Annotated in this window: 13 protein-coding genes and 1 pseudogene; all 14 read left to right on the top strand. The window is 58.3% G+C overall.

Going from position 1 to position 15,854, the window contains the following annotated elements:
- The first annotated feature begins 3 nt into the window (after positions 1 to 3).
- The gene (locus LAP85_23340) at positions 4 to 1,245 is read left to right on the top strand and encodes an NAD(P)/FAD-dependent oxidoreductase (protein MBZ5499343.1); all 1,242 of its coding nucleotides are present in this window, start codon (positions 4 to 6) and stop codon (positions 1,243 to 1,245) included.
- A gap of 27 nt (positions 1,246 to 1,272) precedes the next feature.
- Complete coding sequence (locus LAP85_23335; protein MBZ5499342.1) at positions 1,273 to 1,623, top strand: DsrE family protein; 351 nt, start codon at positions 1,273 to 1,275, stop codon at positions 1,621 to 1,623.
- A 32-nt stretch (positions 1,624 to 1,655) separates the two neighbouring features.
- Complete coding sequence (locus LAP85_23330; protein MBZ5499341.1) at positions 1,656 to 1,820, top strand: class I SAM-dependent methyltransferase; 165 nt, start codon at positions 1,656 to 1,658, stop codon at positions 1,818 to 1,820.
- 42 nt (positions 1,821 to 1,862) lie between these two features.
- Complete coding sequence (locus LAP85_23325; protein MBZ5499340.1) at positions 1,863 to 2,345, top strand: methyltransferase domain-containing protein; 483 nt, start codon at positions 1,863 to 1,865, stop codon at positions 2,343 to 2,345.
- Between the two features lie 227 nt (positions 2,346 to 2,572).
- Positions 2,573 to 3,256 carry a response regulator transcription factor gene (locus LAP85_23320; protein MBZ5499339.1) on the top strand — a complete coding sequence of 228 codons (684 nt, stop codon included), beginning with the start codon at positions 2,573 to 2,575 and terminating at the stop codon, positions 3,254 to 3,256.
- A complete protein-coding gene (locus LAP85_23315) occupies positions 3,253 to 4,782 on the top strand; it encodes a HAMP domain-containing protein (GenBank protein MBZ5499338.1) in 1,530 nt (509 codons plus the stop codon). Before LAP85_23320 ends, LAP85_23315 begins: the two co-directional genes overlap by 4 nt.
- Positions 4,783 to 4,958: 176 nt before the next feature.
- Complete coding sequence (locus tag LAP85_23310) at positions 4,959 to 5,429, top strand: DoxX family protein (GenBank protein ID MBZ5499337.1); 471 nt, start codon at positions 4,959 to 4,961, stop codon at positions 5,427 to 5,429.
- Positions 5,430 to 5,622: 193 nt separating this feature from the next.
- Positions 5,623 to 6,831, top strand: a complete 1,209-nt coding sequence (gene chrA, locus LAP85_23305) for a chromate efflux transporter (protein MBZ5499336.1) — start codon at positions 5,623 to 5,625, stop codon at positions 6,829 to 6,831.
- A gap of 382 nt (positions 6,832 to 7,213) precedes the next feature.
- The gene (locus LAP85_23300; GenBank protein MBZ5499335.1) at positions 7,214 to 8,506 is read left to right on the top strand and encodes a TolC family protein; all 1,293 of its coding nucleotides are present in this window, start codon (positions 7,214 to 7,216) and stop codon (positions 8,504 to 8,506) included.
- Positions 8,503 to 9,732: an efflux RND transporter periplasmic adaptor subunit gene (locus LAP85_23295; GenBank protein ID MBZ5499334.1), complete on the top strand. Its 1,230-nt coding sequence runs from the start codon at positions 8,503 to 8,505 to the stop codon at positions 9,730 to 9,732. Before LAP85_23300 ends, LAP85_23295 begins: the two co-directional genes overlap by 4 nt.
- Positions 9,732 to 12,842, top strand: a complete 3,111-nt coding sequence (locus tag LAP85_23290; protein ID MBZ5499333.1) for an efflux RND transporter permease subunit — start codon at positions 9,732 to 9,734, stop codon at positions 12,840 to 12,842. The genes LAP85_23295 and LAP85_23290 overlap by 1 nt, the downstream gene beginning before the upstream one ends.
- Positions 12,843 to 13,001: 159 nt before the next feature.
- Positions 13,002 to 13,726 (top strand): annotated as a pseudogene (locus LAP85_23285) (transposase).
- A gap of 372 nt (positions 13,727 to 14,098) precedes the next feature.
- Positions 14,099 to 15,262: an AAA family ATPase gene (locus LAP85_23280; GenBank protein MBZ5499332.1), complete on the top strand. Its 1,164-nt coding sequence runs from the start codon at positions 14,099 to 14,101 to the stop codon at positions 15,260 to 15,262.
- Between the two features lie 159 nt (positions 15,263 to 15,421).
- The coding region (locus LAP85_23275; protein ID MBZ5499331.1) for a replicative DNA helicase at positions 15,422 to 15,854 on the top strand (433 nt) is incomplete at its 3' end.

The raw sequence follows: 15,854 nt of genomic DNA, 5'->3' as shown, positions 1-15,854 counted from the left end.
AGCATGCCGTCAAAGATGGTAGTGATCCTCGGTGGTGGCGTCGGCGGGATGATCGCCGCCAATCGGTTGAGGGGGCGCCTGACTGCGGATCACCGCGTGGTGCTCGTGGAACGCGACCTCGAGCACGCGTTCGCGCCTTCGTTTCTGTGGTTGATGACCGGCGATCGAAAACCCCATCAGGTCCGCCGCCCCGTGGCAAATCTGCTGCGTCGAGGGGTCGAGTGCATTCATGGCAACGCGGAAGCGCTGGACCTGACCACGAGGAAAGTGTTCACGAGTGCCGGCGAAATCCCCTTCGATTACCTCATCTTGGCCGTCGGCGCGGAACTGGCGCCGGATGCAGTTCCAGGTTTGCCGGAGGCTTCACAGACATTCTACACGTTTGAGGGCGCCTCGCGCCTCTACAAGGCCTTAGCGGGCTTTGCTCGCGGCAGCATCGCGGTCGTGGTAGCCGCCATGCCATACAAGTGCCCAGGCGCGCCGCACGAAGGGGCGATGCTGATCGCCGACTATTTCCACCGAAATGGGCGCCGGACCGGTATTGACATTCAACTTTTCACCCCCGAACCACAACCCATGCCCGTGGCTGGGCCACAACTGGGCGCGGCAGTTGTGGAGATGCTCGAAAGCAAGCAGATCCGCTTCCAGCCTCTCCACACCCTGGCGGCCGTCGACCCGGCGGAGCGGGTCATGCGATTCCAACAAGGCAACAGCGAGAGATACGACCTGCTCGTAGCTATTCCACCGCATCGTGCGCCGCGCCTGGTGCGGGAGGCGGGTCTAACCAATGCCGCGGGTTGGGTGCCGGTCAATCCCCAGACGCTCGCAACCGAACATCCCGGCGTGTTTGCGATCGGAGATGTGACCGCGATTCCCATCCCTGGACGCTGGAAGCCGGATGTCCCCCTGATGCTGCCGAAAGCCGGCGTGTTCGCCCACGTGCAGGCTGAGGTAGTAGCAGCGCGAATTTCCGCTGAAATCGAAGGCCGGAAGCCGGATGAGACTTTCTGCGGCAATGGGTACTGCATGCTGGAAACGGGTGAGGACCTGGCAGGATTCGCTTACGGAAACTTCTTTGCAGAGCCATCGCCTCAGGTCAACCTGCGGCAAATCGGCAAGGCCTGGCATATCGGAAAAGTGTTATTTGAGCGATGGTGGCTCTCACCGCCTGGGTGGAGGCGGGCGACATACGGAGCCATGTTGAAGATGGGCGGCAGGCTATACGCCATTCCCATCACGGTCTGAAAAACCAGAGTTTCGAAGGATACACTCATGCAATATTTGATTATCCTGAACGACCCACCCTACGGCTCGGAACGCAGCTACAACGGTCTCCGGTTGGCGACCTCCCTCGCCAAATCAGAGGGAACCGGCGTATCCGTTTTCTTGATCGGAGACGCTGCTTCCTGCGCAGTTACCGGGCAAACGACACCCAACGGCTACTACAACATAGAACGGATGCTGAAGCATCTGGCGGCCAAGGGAGCGCAGGTTGGCGTATGCGGCTCCTGCATGGATGCTCGTGGCATCAAGCCGGAGATGCTTGCCGAGGGAGCCCACCGCAGCTCGATGGACGAACTTACCTGCTGGACCGTAGCAGCCGACAAGGTCCTCGTGTTCTGATGCCGATCCCGGCTGAGTCGCCCCGGAGCGCTATGAACATCACCCCGGAGACCTACGCTCGATGGAGAGAATCTGCCCTCGGCACTCTAACCGAGCAGATGGAACAAAGAGCCATCTTTTCACTCGTCGGCGATCCCAGCGGACTGAGGGTCCTGGACATCGGATGCGGAGACGGAGTCTATGCCGTCGAGGTATAGCGAAGAGGGGGCAAAGTCTTTGGCCTGGATCGGTCGCTTCCCATGTTGGAGGCAGCGCGGACGAGGGCAATCTCATCGGGTGCTTGCGTCAGGTGGTGCCAGGGTGCGGCCCAATCTTTGCCCTTTCGCGACGCCTCGTTTGACCTGGTCCTCGCGGTCACAGCACTGTGCTGGATTACAGAACCAGTTGTGGCTCTCAAGGAGATGAACCGGGTACTTCGCCCGGGCGGAGCTGTAATCGTTGGAGAACTTGGTTGCTGGAGTCTCTGGGGCCTTGCGAGAAGATTCCGGGGCTGGCTGGGCGCCGGCACTTGGAAGAGAGCTCATTTTTGGACCGCCAGGGAACTCCGTGAGCTCCTGGCAGGCGTCGGACTACGAGCTGAAGATGTCCGCGGCGCAGTGTATTATCCGCCGTCCGAGATTCTATCCAGGCTGATGGGTTGCATCGAGGGATCCTCTGCCCGCTTGCGTCCATACGGAGCGGCATTCATTGCCGTGAGATCCATCAAAACAATCCGCAGTTGAGTGTTAAATTTGCCACGTCGGTGGTGGGGCCCGCCTGGGAGCGACTGCTCCCGAACTGTCTTCGCGGACCCAGTTTTGATCCCTGGTTGTTCATGGCCGCGCCTGGAAGGAATCCCCACAGGCCGGCTTTTCTGAACAACCGTTCAGGAAGAATTCAGGATGTCGTCAGTAGCCGTCATTGTTGGCGAGGGCGTATGCTTTGTATGTTTATAGGAAGGAGATGACGCTTGCGAATCCTTGTGGTGGAAGACGAGCCAAAGGTCGCAAAGGCTCTGAGGGAAGGCCTCGAAGCCGAATCATATTCCGTCGCAGTCGCTCCTACCGGCGAAGAAGGATTCTTTCGGGTCAGTTCCGAGCGGTTCGATCTCGTGGTGCTGGACATTATGCTCCCTGCAAGGAGCGGGATCGAAGTGCTCTCCACGATGCGGCGGCAAGATATACAGATTCCCGTTCTAGTGCTGACCGCTAAAGATGCCGTCGAAGATCGCGTGCTCGGGCTTGATGTCGGCGCCGACGACTACCTCGTAAAGCCCTTTGCCTTCCCAGAGCTCTTGGCGCGCATTCGTGCGCTGCTGCGTCGGGGGAAACCAGAGCGTCCAGTCGTGCTGAAAATCCAGGATTTGCAGGTAGATCTGATGAGCCGAACAGTGACACGCGGAACCCAAACCGTCGAGCTCACGGCCAGGGAATTCGAGCTCCTTGAATTCCTTCTTCAGCATCAAGGAGAGGTCGTTTCTCGTGAGATGCTCGCACGGGATGTCTGGAAAGAAGTCATGCGACCCACTCCGCTGGATAACGTCATTGATGTGCACATGGTCCGGCTGCGTCGCAAGATCGACGAAGGATTTTCGACCAAGCTTGTGCATACGGTTCGCGGCGTCGGATTTGTATTGAGAGCGGAAAAGCCATGAAGCGATTTCGGCCCCGGAACGTGCGTACGCGCCTCACCCTCTGGTACGTGACCGTTCTTGCCGGGGTACTGTTGATCTACGGGATCAGCAGCTCAGCGCTGTCGCTCTTCCAGTTGCGCAGGCAGCTGGACGACCTTGCCATCGAAGACCTGGAAACCGTCGAAGGCTTCCTGAGCTTCGACTCGAAGGGGAAACTCATCCTACGGAACGACCACCACGATCATCCCTATCCGGCAACCATGCTGGAGCGGTTTATGGAAGTGCGAGCCGAGAATGGAATCCTTCTGTATCGCAGTGAATCTCTGGAAAATCGCGCTTTGGCCGGGATTCCTGACCCGGAGGAAGGCGTCGGCTCCTATTCGCCGCGCTCGATCCGCTTGTCCGATGGAACGCGCGTGCGCGTGGTCAGCAAACGACACATGATCGAGGGCCGTCCCACATTAATCAGGGTCGGATTTAGTGAGGAGGTCATGTGGCAGGGCTTCCGGCGGTCTACCTTTAGCCTGATCGCCGGATTGCCGCTTGCGCTTGCGCTGGTCGGGGTGGGCGGCTATTTTTTGGCCAAGCACGCTCTGAGTCCGATCGCGCGCATGGCGCGCCGGGCACACGAAATCAACGGGGAGCGGCTGAGCGCGCGCCTGGACGTTGAAAATCCTGTAGACGAGCTCGGTCTCCTGGCCCGCTCATTCAATGAAACTCTCTCAAGGCTGGAGAGCTCGTTCGAGCAACTGCGTCGGTTCACCTCGGACGTCTCGCACGAACTCCGCACTCCTCTCACAGCCATCCGCAGTGTCGGTGAGGTCGGGCTTCAAAAGCAGGGCGGCATTGAGCATTATCGGGAGGTTATCGGCAGCATGCTCGAGGAAACCGGGCGGCTGAGTCATCTAGTAGACAGCCTCTTAATGGTCGCTCGTGGCGACGCTGGCCAAATCAAGCCCGAACGGACGAGCATTCCCATTCTACCCCTTGTGCGCGAGGCGGTCTCTCTTCTCGAAGTGCTTGCCGAGGAAAAGGACCAGAAACTCTCGCTTGCAGGTGATAACAGCGCGGAGGTTCGAGTGGACCGCGCGATTCTGCGTCAGGTCTTGATCAACCTGCTCGATAACGCCATCAAGCACTCTCCTAACGCTGCCACTGTTTCGATCCGTGTCTTTCAAAGAGACAATCAAACGGTCGCGGTCGAAGTGGAGGACAGCGGGCCGGGGATTCCTGCAGAACACCGGGACAAAGTGTTCAATCGATTTTATCGCGTGGATAAGGGACGCTCGCGCCAAACAGGCGGAGCAGGCCTTGGTCTGGCCATCGCGAAGTGGGGTGCCGAGGCACACGGCGGACGCCTTGAGCTCGATTGCCCAGCAAGAGGCGGATGCATCTTCCGCCTGCTTCTGCCACCATCCGGATCGAATAACGAAAACCGGGCCACACTTCCAGATGAAGGAGGCAATCGCTTTCTTGCTCAGCAAGCCCTTCGGGAGCGCCAGCGAGACGCATGCACCCAGGGAGCGGCAAGCGAAAGAACGTCATGATTGAGCGGCCATTCCACGCGCCGACGGCACAGAGGAAGTCCATAACATGAAAGAAACGACGGGGAGAAAAACAGACATTTTCTGACGAGGGAACGTAGGTTCCGGACTCTGGACCTCTGGGCCGGAACTTGGCCAACCATATTTGGCTGAATTGTGTCTGAAAGGAGAGATGCGACATGCCTACGCTTTTGATCCAGCGACTCGTCCAAAGCCATGATTCACCGGCCGTGATCGTCATCCGGTTCCTTGCCGGCGGCGTGTTCTTCATCGAAGGGGTCAAGAAGTTCCTTCTTGCCGCTCAGTGGGGCGCCGGGCGTTTTGCCAAGATAGGCATCCCCCTGCCGGACATTACCGGTCCGTTTGTGGGCGGAGTTGAGATTGTTTGCGGGCTGATGCTCCTGATGGGCCTGCTTACGAGGCTCGGAGCCATACTATTGCTCATCGACATCAGCGTGGCTATCGCCACTACCAAGGTGCCCATCCTTCTGAAGAGCGGCTTCTTTGCAATGGAAGATCCCGCACGAACGGACTACTCCATGTTCATGAGCCTGCTGTTCTTACTGATTGTGGGTGGCGGGCGATGGTCGCTGGACATGGTGCGGCTCTCGCGGAGGCTTATACGAAGTACCGGAGGGGGAAACGTCTGACGATAACGCCGGACTCGGACGCTGGGCGGTGGCCGCTTCCGGCTCACCCTCATCATCCTGCGGAGGAAGCTGCCCATAAGAGGTCATTATTGGCCCAGGGATGTCTGACCGCCAGAGAGAGGATGAAGAGTATGGACATGAATACAAACAAGCGTCGGGAATCCATCCTATTGGTGATGGGGCCGGAATGAAAATGGCTTCTCCTCCAACGATCGGGAAGGAACCGCCTGCGCGTCAGAAACGCGCACCCCTTCTTGAGCTGGCGTTCTTATTCCTGAAACTTGGGACGATTGCCTTTGGCGGGCCGGCTGCTCACATCGCGATGATGGAGGATGAGGTTGTCCGGCGCCGCCGGTGGTTGTCGCGAGAGGAGTTCCTCGATTTGCTTGGTGCAACTAACCTGATCCCGGGTCCGAACTCGACCGAAATGGCGATCCATGTCGGACATCGGCGAGCAGGGTGGCCGGGCCTCTTGGTTGCAGGAAGCTGCTTCATCCTGCCGGCAGTGCTCATCGTCACAGGGTTCGCCTGGGCTTACGTCCGCTTCGGCTCGCTCCCGCAGGTGGGCGCCATTCTATACGGGGTGAAACCCGTGATCATTGCCGTCGTCCTGCAAGCTCTATGGGGACTTGGACGGGCCGCACTCCGGACAAGGTCATTGGCAATCGTCGGAGCTGCAGGAGTTGTTCTCAGCTTTCTCGGGGTCAACGAACTGGCCATCCTCTTCGGAGGAGGGCTGATAGTTGGCCTTGGGAACTGGCTGGTCAAAAACAGAAAGCAGGGCAAAAGCCTTCTCTCCTTCGTTCAGGGCGCGCCGCTCGCCGTCCTCATGCAGGCAACCGCCACGGCTGGGGCGACGGCTGCTCCATTCGGTTTATGGCCGCTCTTGCTATTCTTTTTAAAAGTCGGTTCCGTGCTCTTCGGTAGCGGTTACGTGCTCCTGGCCTTCCTGCGCGCTGATCTGGTCACGCGCTGGCATTGGTTGAACGAAGGGCAACTGCTGGACGCCATCGCCGTTGGGCAGGTCACGCCTGGACCGGTCTTTACCACCGCCACCTTCATCGGCTACGTGCTCGGCGGCCCTTCAGGAGCAGCCGTTGCCACCATCGGAATCTTTCTCCCTGCGTTCCTATTCGTAGCCATGAGTGGCCCTATCGTGCCTCGAATCAGGAAATCCGCGACGGCAGGTGCGTTTCTGGATGGCGTTAACGCAGCTTCTTTGTCGTTGATGGCGGTGGTGACTTATCAGCTTGGCCGGGCGGCGTTGGTTGATCTGGTGACACTAGCTCTCCTGGCAGCAAGTCTGATTCTGCTCCTCCGTTTTCGCTTCAATTCAGCATGGCTCGTGCTGGGCGGGGCGCTGGTCGGCTTGCTCAGCTCCATCCTGGGCAAAGCGGCATGAACCGCTATCAGGTCGGAAGCCAGTTATGCCCACCGTGAGCGAGATGGCAAACGCGATGGCTGCTACGGCCAGGAGTTCAACGTATGGTTGAGGCCGCTCTATTCTGAAAAATAATTCAGGAAAATGTCAGTGGCCTAGCGTGTGCATAAAGCCTATAAAGGGGATTGCGCGCCGTCGCTAGAAAATCTCTTGAGGATGTCGCAAAAGGCCAGTTGTGTGCCGTCGCTGCGGCTTGTGCCCGCAGTTATGGCAGTCGACCTGGTGGAAAGGGATTGCCTTCCAGGGATTGTGGAACAAACATGGCACGCTTGAAGCTTGTGCAGATTGGTTCCTATGCACGGAGTACCCATGAATGAATATTAAAACTCGGGAGGGCTGATTTGTGCGTCCCCTATTCCACACCACCATCCTATTGATCGTCTCGGCTGCCCAGGCTTTCCCGCAAACTGCGGCCAAGCCCCTCTCACTGGAAGACTGCATCCGCCTGGCACAGGGCGCCCAGTCCTCGATCAGCATTGCCCGCCAGGAAGCGGAGATCGCGCGTTATGGTGTAGACCGCGCAAAAGCGGGATTTCTCCCCCAGGTCCAGGTGAATAACGCCTTTACCTATAACAGCCCGCAACTGGGCAATCCTGGAGAGTTCTCATTCGTCGCATTGAATGGGATCCGCGAATACAACACGCAACTGACGGCGGTTCAGGACCTGGATGTCGCCGGCCGGCTCAGAGCGGAACTGGCCCGGGCCCGGGCGGACCGTGACGCTGCGGCGGCCAGTCTCAACCTGAGCCAGCGCGACCTCAAGCGCGCCGTGTCCGCCAGTTTTTACCGAGTCCTGCTCGCGCGTCACCTGGTTCAGTCGGCCAAAGACACTCTCGTCGAGGCGCAGGCCTTCGCGGACCGGACCCGGCTTCTTTTCGAGAAAGGGGAAGCCGCCCAGGCCGACGTTTTGAAGGCCGCATCCGATATCGCTTTCCTGGAGCAAAATCTCAATGCGTCGCAACTGGACGCGGAAGTTGCCAATCACGATCTCGCCTCTTTCTGGACCGATGCGACGGGCGACAGCCTTTCCCTTGAGGATCCTCTATCTCAACCGCTTCCATCCCTCGAATCGATACTCGGCGCTGCTCCTTCCACGGGAGCTCTATACCTGCGGCGGCCTGAATTCAGCTTGTTGGATGCGCAACGGCAGGGATTTCTGGCGGACGCCAGGCGGATTCGGGCCGACTTGCTCCCGCAGGCCAGCATTGTTTTTCAGTACGGGATCGACTCGCTGCACCTGCACATCAGTGATCGTGGTTATGCGGCATTTGTCAGCCTGAACATCCCCGTCTTTGACTGGTTCAAGACGCAGAATCTGGCACGGCAGTTTCAGCTCAAGGCACAACAGGTTCAAGTCAACCGCGAGATGGCCACCCGGTCCTTTTCGAAGGAATACCAGGATGCTATCTCGCGCTTGAAATCACTGGCCCAGCAAGTCGCCTTGACAGAGAAGCAGGTGAAGCTGTCGGAAGAAAACCTGCGCATGAGTCGCGTGCGTTACGAAGGTGGGGAAGGAGCGGCGCTCGAGGTCGTCGCCGCGCAAAATCAACTGGCCCTGGCGCGCATCAATTATTACACGGCGCTGGCCAGCTTTTGGAACGCCAAAGTTGATCTGGAGGTCGCCACAGGCAAATGAAAACGCCACTTATCTTTGGAATATGCCTGCTTATGGCAGGCTGCTCTGCGAAAGAAGAATCATCCCCAACGCCGGTCGTCAATGTAAAGGCGGTGCGAGCCGAGGTCGCGGACGTGCTGATCTCAGTGGGTGCATCCGCCACCATATACCCGCGCCAGGAGGCAAATATCGCCGCGCGCCTGACCGCCCCGATCCGGCAACTGCATGTTCGTAAGGGGGACAACGTCCGGGCGGGACAGGTGCTTGCCGAACAGGAAGACCGGGATCTGGCCGCCCAAAGGAGTGAGGCCGCCGCCGCAGTCATCGATGCCGAGGCCAGCCTGCAGAAAACAACCGCAGGGACTCTGCCCGCCGACGTGGAGCGAGCCCGCGGGGAGGTGGCCAATGCCGAGGCGTCGCTGAACCAGGCGCAGAAAATGTACGACCGGCGCCGCGAACTGTTCGCACAGGGCGCCATTCCCAACCGGGATCTGCTGACCAGCGAAACCGAGTTGTCACATGCGAAGACTTCATACGAAGTCGCTAAGAAATCTCTCGATCTGCTCTTGAACCAGTCGCGCGACCAGGATATTCGCATTGCCCAGAGCCGGTTCGATCAGGCCAAGGCCAGGCTGAGCTTGCTCGACGCGCAGCTTCAATTCGCGAAAATCCAGTGCCCGTTCGACGGCACGATCGTCGAACAATTCATGTATGCGGGAGATATGGCCAAACCGGATGCGCCCATTTTTGCCGTGATGGATCTGTCCGTTGCCATAGCTCGTGCCCAGATTCCGGAAGGGCAGTCCGGGGCCGTGCGCATCGGGCAGGCGTGCTCGTTTACGCCCGCGGATTCCCCAACATCCACATTCGAGGGCAAATTGTCGGTGGTCAATCGCGCGGTGGATCCCGCCCGGCGCACGATCGAGGTCTGGTGCGAGATTTCGCGTTCCGGTTCTGCACTGCGGGCCGGCGCATTCGGCAACGCGACCATTATTACCGGCACGGCACCCAAAAGCATTATGGTCCCGTTGCCCGCGGTCCAGTTTCAGGAAGGGACTCGGAGCGGGTTCGTGATGGTTATTGATGACAAGCATGCAGCGCGCAAGAGAGAGGTCGAAACCGGCGAGATCGCCAACAACATGGTCCAGATCACCAAAGGGATCAATCCCGGCGAACTCGTCATTGTAGAAGGCGGCTATGGGCTTCCGGACGGAACGGAAGTTCGTCTGGCAGAGGAGAAGAAGTAGTGACTTCCAGTCTCGGAGATTTTATTGAAGGCCACGGCAGAGCTCTGGTCCTCGTCGTCATCAGCTTTGCCCTTGCCGGTATCGTGTTCATGTTCCAGATTCCGATTTCGATTTTCCCGCAGACGGATTTCCCCCGGATCGTCATCCTCATCGACAATGGCATTGCTCCGGTCGACGTGCAGATGCTCACCGTGACGCGTCCGATCGAGCAAGCCATACGTCTCGTTCCGGGCATCACGGACGTGCGGTCGGTCACGGCGCGCGGTTCGAGCGAGATCAGCGTGTTCTTCCGCTGGGATGTGGACATCCACGATGCGCTCCACCTCGTGCAAGGGCGAATCACACAAATCCTGCCCACCCTTCCTTCAAACACTCACTTCTACATCAATCGCCTGACCTTTTCTGTCTTTCCCATGGTCGGGTTCAGCATCACCTCGCCCACTCGAAGCACGGCGGAACTGTGGGATCTCGCCTACTATGACATAGCCCCTCGCCTCTATCGCCTGCCGGGCGTTGCCGAAACCCGCATCGTCGGAGGGCGGCCGACGGAATATCACGTTCTCGTCGATCCCGGCAAATTGAATAGTTACGGCCTCCCCGTCACCAAGGTAGTCGATGCCATACGAAACACCAACCTGATCGCTTCCTCCGGGATGGTCCAGGAAAATTACCATCTCTACCTGACCACGGTGACCGGATTGATGCGAAAAAAGGAGCAGATTGAAGATACCGTCATCGACGTCATCAAGGGCACGCCGGTTCTGATCAAGAACATTGCCCGTGTGGTGCCGGGCGAGCAGCCGGTTTATAACATCGTCACGGCCAACGGCAGCCCGGCCGTGCTCGTGAATGTACTGCAGCAGCCGGACGGCAACGCCGTGTCGATTGCGGATGCCGTCAATCGCGAACTGGTGGAAATCCGCAAGACCCTGGCGCGCGACGTCCAGATGTCGATTTTCTACGATCAGTCGGTTCTCGTGCGCGACTCGATCGACAGCGTGCGCGACAGCATCATCATCGGGCTCTTGCTCTCGATCGCCGTCCTGGTCGGCTTCTTGAAGAGCTGGCGCACGACGGCGGTTGCCGCACTGGTCATCCCGATCGCGATTCTGATGGCGATTGTGCTCATGAAGCTCTTCAACATGAGCTTCAATCTGATGACGCTCGGGGGGCTGGCGGCCTGTATCGGCATCGTCATTGATGACGCCATCGTAATGGTGGAAAACATTATCGTGCACCTCTCGCTCGGGCAGACTCCGCGCGAAGCGTCCAAGAGCGCGATCCACGAACTCACCCCAGCCTTGATTGGATCTACTCTTACACCCATTATGGTGTTTATTCCCCTGGTGTTCCTGGGCGGCATTACGGCTGTGTTTTTCCGCGCCCTGGCGTTCACGATGGCGACCGCGCTTCTGGCCTCACTGTTGCTGGCCATCTTTTTCACGCCGGTGCTTGCGGGCATTTTCCTTAAGAACGTGAAGAGAGTTGCGGCCGCGGATTTCAAAGAGGCCGAGCAGGCGGGAGAAGGGCGCATTTTGCGCTGGCTGACGGCCCGCTACGAAGCGGCGCTGAGCTGGGCCCTTTCGCACAGCAGAACCGTCCTGGTCGCCGCGCTTGGCATTATCATCGGCTCCGTTATTCTCTACTACCAGCTGGGCAGCGGGTTTCTGCCTGAGATGGACGAGGGCGCGTTCGTGCTCGACTACGTGATGCCGGCGGGCACGTCGCTCCAGGAGACCGACCGGGTGCTGCGGCATATCCAGGATATCCTGAAAGACACTCCTGAGGTGGAGAGCTACTCCAGGCGCACGGGCGCACGGCTGGCGCTGGCCATCGCGGAACCTAACACCGGCGACTTTCTGGTCAAGCTCAGGCGTGACCGCAAGCGATCCGTGGAGGAGGTCATTGGCGAGCTCAGGGATAAGATCACGAGTTCCGAACAGGCCATCGAAGTCGAGTTCCCGCACATTCTGGAAGATCTGGTGGGGGATCTCGCCTGGTCCCCGCAACCCATTGAAATCAAGGTCTACCATGACGATGAGGCGGTGTATAAGGAGGTCGCGCACCGCATCGAGGAATGGCTCCCCAAGGTTCCCGGAGTGGTGGATGTGGTCAACCAGACCTTCGTGATTGGACCTGCGGCAAATTTCAGAGTGGACCTGCAGAAGGCTCAGCTCGCCGGCTTCAGCGTGCAAAACATCGCGGACCTGGAGGCGGCAATCCTTGATGGAGCAGTGGCCTCAGACATGATCAAGGGCGGCAATCGCCTCGTCGGCATTCGCGTTCGCTATCCCGAGGAGTACCGATCCTCGATCGATAAGTTGAAATCGCTTCTGATCACCTCCCCCACGGGAGTAACCGTTCCGCTTTCGAGCGTTGCCTCCGTCGAGATGGACCAACTGCAAACGGAAGTCCATCGGGATAACCTGCGCAATGATGCCGTGGTTACGGCGCGCCTGGAAAACAGGGACCTGGGCTCCGCCATGAAGGAGATCCAGCAGCGTCTGTATAAGGAGATCTCGTTACCTCCCGGCGCCGAGATCGAGTTCGGAGGACTGTACAAGATCCAACAGGAATCCTTTCTTGGGCTGACCCAGGTCCTGTTGACCGCCATCCTGCTCATTTTTGTCGTCTTGGTCTTCGAGTTCCGCTCGTTCTCGCATCCGATCGCCATTCTCGCGGCGACGATTCTGTGCGGCTCCGGCGCCTTGCTGGCCCTTTTCCTGACGCACACGGCCTTGAACATCTCCTCCTTCATGGGGGCGATCATGGTTGTCGGCATCGTACAGAAGAACGGCATCCTGATGCTCGATTCGGAGAAGCATTTTGCGGCGCAGGGGTACCCGCTCAGGGAAGCGATCTTTCAGGCCGGGAGGCGACGCTTGCGCCCGATATTAATGACAGCGCTGGCCACCATTTTCGGCATGCTTCCCCTGGCTCTGGGGATTGGTTCGGGAGCAGAGGTGCTGCAGCCCCTGGCGATCGCGGTCATCGGCGGCGTGAGCATCTCGATGATACTCTCACTCCTGGTCACCCCCGTGCTGTTTTACCTGCTGAAGCACCGCCGGCTTCAACCCGGAGCGGGGCAGGAACTGTCCGGGAATCCATAACGGGCGTAGGGTAAAGAAAGTCAGCCGAACTGTAAGTGGCTGAAAGGACGATTATTGTGTGCCCCGCCTGCGCAACTGTTTGGGACGCTTGACAGGAAGGGTCGATTTCCCGGATGCTCCAGATTCTCACCGCGCATCCGGAGGAACATGAAGGCACTGTTGCAGCCGTGGCAGTTGTTGCTCCTGATCCTTGCGGGCTGGATCAATCGCCGGCAGCAGGACGCCATCGAGTATCTCCTGACGGAAAATCGGGTTCTCAGAGAGAAGCTCGGGAAGAAGAGAATCCTGCTCACCGACAACCAGCGGAGACGCCTGGCTGTCAAAGGCAAAATCCTCGGGCGCAAGATGCTCGAGCAGTTGGCCACCATCGTGACTCCGGACACGATCCTCCGGTGGCATCGTGAACTTATTGCCCGTCACTGGGACTACAGCAATCGCCGGAAAGCCACTGGACGTCCCCCGGCTACCCCGGAGATCGTCGACCTGGTGCTTCGGATTGCCAAGAGGGATTCTTGCGCGGGAAGAAGTACCTCTTGATGGATCGCGACGCGAAGTTCTCTCAAGCGTTCCGAGCTACGCTTAAGCAAGCCGGCGTGGATGCCGTGCGGTTACCGGCGCGTTCTCCGAATTTGAATTCGAATCTCGAACGCTTCATCCGATCGGTGAAGGAGGAGTGTCTGGGGCGCATGATCTTCTTCGGAGAGAAATCCCTGCAGGCTGCCGCAGCTGAGTTCCTGAGACATTTTCACGCCGAGCGCAACCACCAAGGGCTCGGCAACCGGCTGATAGAACCGGGGGAAGAAGCGGCCCGAACGACCGGCGACGTGGTGTGTCGCGAGCGACTGGGTGGCATGCTCCGGTACTACTACCGGGAGGCGGCCTGATCCAAGCCAGAGTCTCGTTGTGAATGGAATTCCGGATGACCGCGACAGGTGTCGTCAGCGAACCAGTCACGCCCTCACCCCCTGTCCTGAACATCGGGTCCGGTACAGTGCTGCCGCCGCGATGCCGGTTGCTACGCGCTCTGCTTCGCCCGAAATCACGCCTTGCCGGCGACTCCAACTGACACCAGCCTTGCACAGATATAGGCCGGCCGAGAAACTTCACCTTACGCGTTTGCGAATTCACCTCCCGGATTGATGCGTCCTTGACGAAAAGCAGTCCCCGGAGATTACCCAAGTTGCGTCCCAAAGGTCACTGGACAATATCCCTGAAATGGCTATAATGGCATCGCTAACTCCAAAAAGGCGGGATTTATGGAACTGATAAGCCGACTTTTCACCGCTCCCAAGGATAGCTACTTCTTGTTCGGACCTAGAGGCACCGGAAAATCGACTTGGCTCAGGCAGAGTTACCCCGATGCCATCTATCTTGATTTGCTTGATCAGGAGGTTTTCCGGAAATATCTCGCCGGACCGGAACGGCTCGGAGATGTGCTCTCGGGCAGCAGTCAGACCAAAACGGTCATATTGGATGAGATTCAGAAGGTTCCGAGTCTCCTTGATGAAGTTCACCGGTTAATGGAGTTAGCCATCGGCCGGCAAGTGCAATTCATACTCACTGGCTCCAGCGCTCGCAAACTCAAGCGAGGCGGGACGGATCTTCTTGCCGGTCGGGCAATCCTGAAAGCCCTGCATCCCTTCATGGCAGCAGAACTCGGCCCCAAGTTCCAATTCGCACGAAGTCTCGAATACGGAATGCTTCCGCTGGTCTTGAACTCAGCCGAGCCGACGGAGAGGTTGAAAACGTACGCCTCGCTCTATTTGCGTGAGGAAGTGCAAGCCGAGGGCTTGGTCCGCAACATCGGAAACTTTGCTCGATTTTTAGAGGCAATGAGTTTCTCGCACGCATCACTGCTAAACACATCCCAGGTAGCCCGAGAGTGCCAAATCAACCGGAAGACCGTGGAAGGTTTCATAGAGGTACTGGAAGACTTGCTGCTTGGTTTCCGCTTACAGGTCTTCACGAAGCGAGCGCAGCGAAAACTGGTTGAACACCCAAAATTTTATTACATGGATGCGGGTGTGTTTCGATCCCTTCGTCCAAAAGGCCCCCTGGATTCTCCGGAAGAGATCGGCGGCGCTTGTTTAGAAGGCCTTGTGGCCCAACACCTGAGAGCATGGATTGCATACAGCAAAGGGGAAAAAACGCTGTATTTTTGGCGCACCAGGGCCGGCCTCGAGGTTGATTTTATCGTTTATGGTGAAGATACATTCCTCGCTATCGAGGTCAAGCGATCAAGGGTGGTTTCCAGCAAGGATGTCCGATCATTGCGGGCTTTTCGGGAAGACTATCCACAAGCGAAAGCTTGCCTGCTGTACGGGGGTAGAGAACGCATAATGATCAATGACGTACTCTGTTTGCCCTGCGAAGAGTTTCTTAAAAATCTGTTTCCAGACGCGCCGGCCCCAATTGATTGATGAATGCCGACTCGGCAACGTTCATTTTTCTCCGAGGAGAAAAATCGCCTATCGGTGACATTTTGCCAATGTCGTCGATCGTGGTCTTTGGCACGATGTCGACGAACGTTGACACTCTGCCGTTGATGTTCGTTTACAGCGACGACTGGCGTGAAGTGGATGAGGTCGTTTCGTCCGGCAATGCCTTGCAGCCTCGAAGCCGAGAAGGCGGTCCTGGGCGTCGCGCTTCTTGACGACAAGGCGATCTATACGGCCCGGGCGCTACTCACACCCGAGGAGTTCTACCCCGAGGCTCACCGTCGCATCTTTGAGGCAATGAGCGTCCTGGCCGTTCAGGGTCGGCCGATCGAGATGATTACGGTCAAGAACGAGCTCGAAAGGATGGACGCCCTGGACAAGGCCGGCGGAGCTGTCTACATAGCTTCCCTGACAGACGGAATGCCGCGCGCACTAAACGTCGAGCACTATGCGCGGATTGTCAAAGACAAGGCTGCCCTGCGACGGACCATTCACGTCGCGAACGAGGCGATACAGAAATGCTTCGCCGGGGAGCATACGCCCGAAGAGGTCCTGAACGCGGCGCAACAGGGCC

Source organism: Terriglobia bacterium (assembly GCA_020072565.1).
Classification (GTDB): Bacteria; Acidobacteriota; UBA6911; order UBA6911; family UBA6911; genus JAFNAG01.
Note: the sequence above shows the minus strand (reverse complement) of the source record. Positions and strands in the feature narration are given on the sequence as shown.

Coding starts and splice junctions, on each gene's coding strand:
- LAP85_23335 (MBZ5499342.1), top strand. CDS start 1,273: ATGCAATATTTGATTATCCTGAACGACCCACCCTACGGCTCGGAACGC.
- LAP85_23295 (MBZ5499334.1), top strand. CDS start 8,503: ATGAAAACGCCACTTATCTTTGGAATATGCCTGCTTATGGCAGGCTGC.
- LAP85_23280 (MBZ5499332.1), top strand. CDS start 14,099: ATGGAACTGATAAGCCGACTTTTCACCGCTCCCAAGGATAGCTACTTC.
- LAP85_23340 (MBZ5499343.1), top strand. CDS start 4: ATGCCGTCAAAGATGGTAGTGATCCTCGGTGGTGGCGTCGGCGGGATG.
- LAP85_23330 (MBZ5499341.1), top strand. CDS start 1,656: ATGAACATCACCCCGGAGACCTACGCTCGATGGAGAGAATCTGCCCTC.
- chrA (MBZ5499336.1), top strand. CDS start 5,623: ATGGCTTCTCCTCCAACGATCGGGAAGGAACCGCCTGCGCGTCAGAAA.
- LAP85_23315 (MBZ5499338.1), top strand. CDS start 3,253: ATGAAGCGATTTCGGCCCCGGAACGTGCGTACGCGCCTCACCCTCTGG.
- LAP85_23325 (MBZ5499340.1), top strand. CDS start 1,863: ATGTTGGAGGCAGCGCGGACGAGGGCAATCTCATCGGGTGCTTGCGTC.
- LAP85_23310 (MBZ5499337.1), top strand. CDS start 4,959: ATGCCTACGCTTTTGATCCAGCGACTCGTCCAAAGCCATGATTCACCG.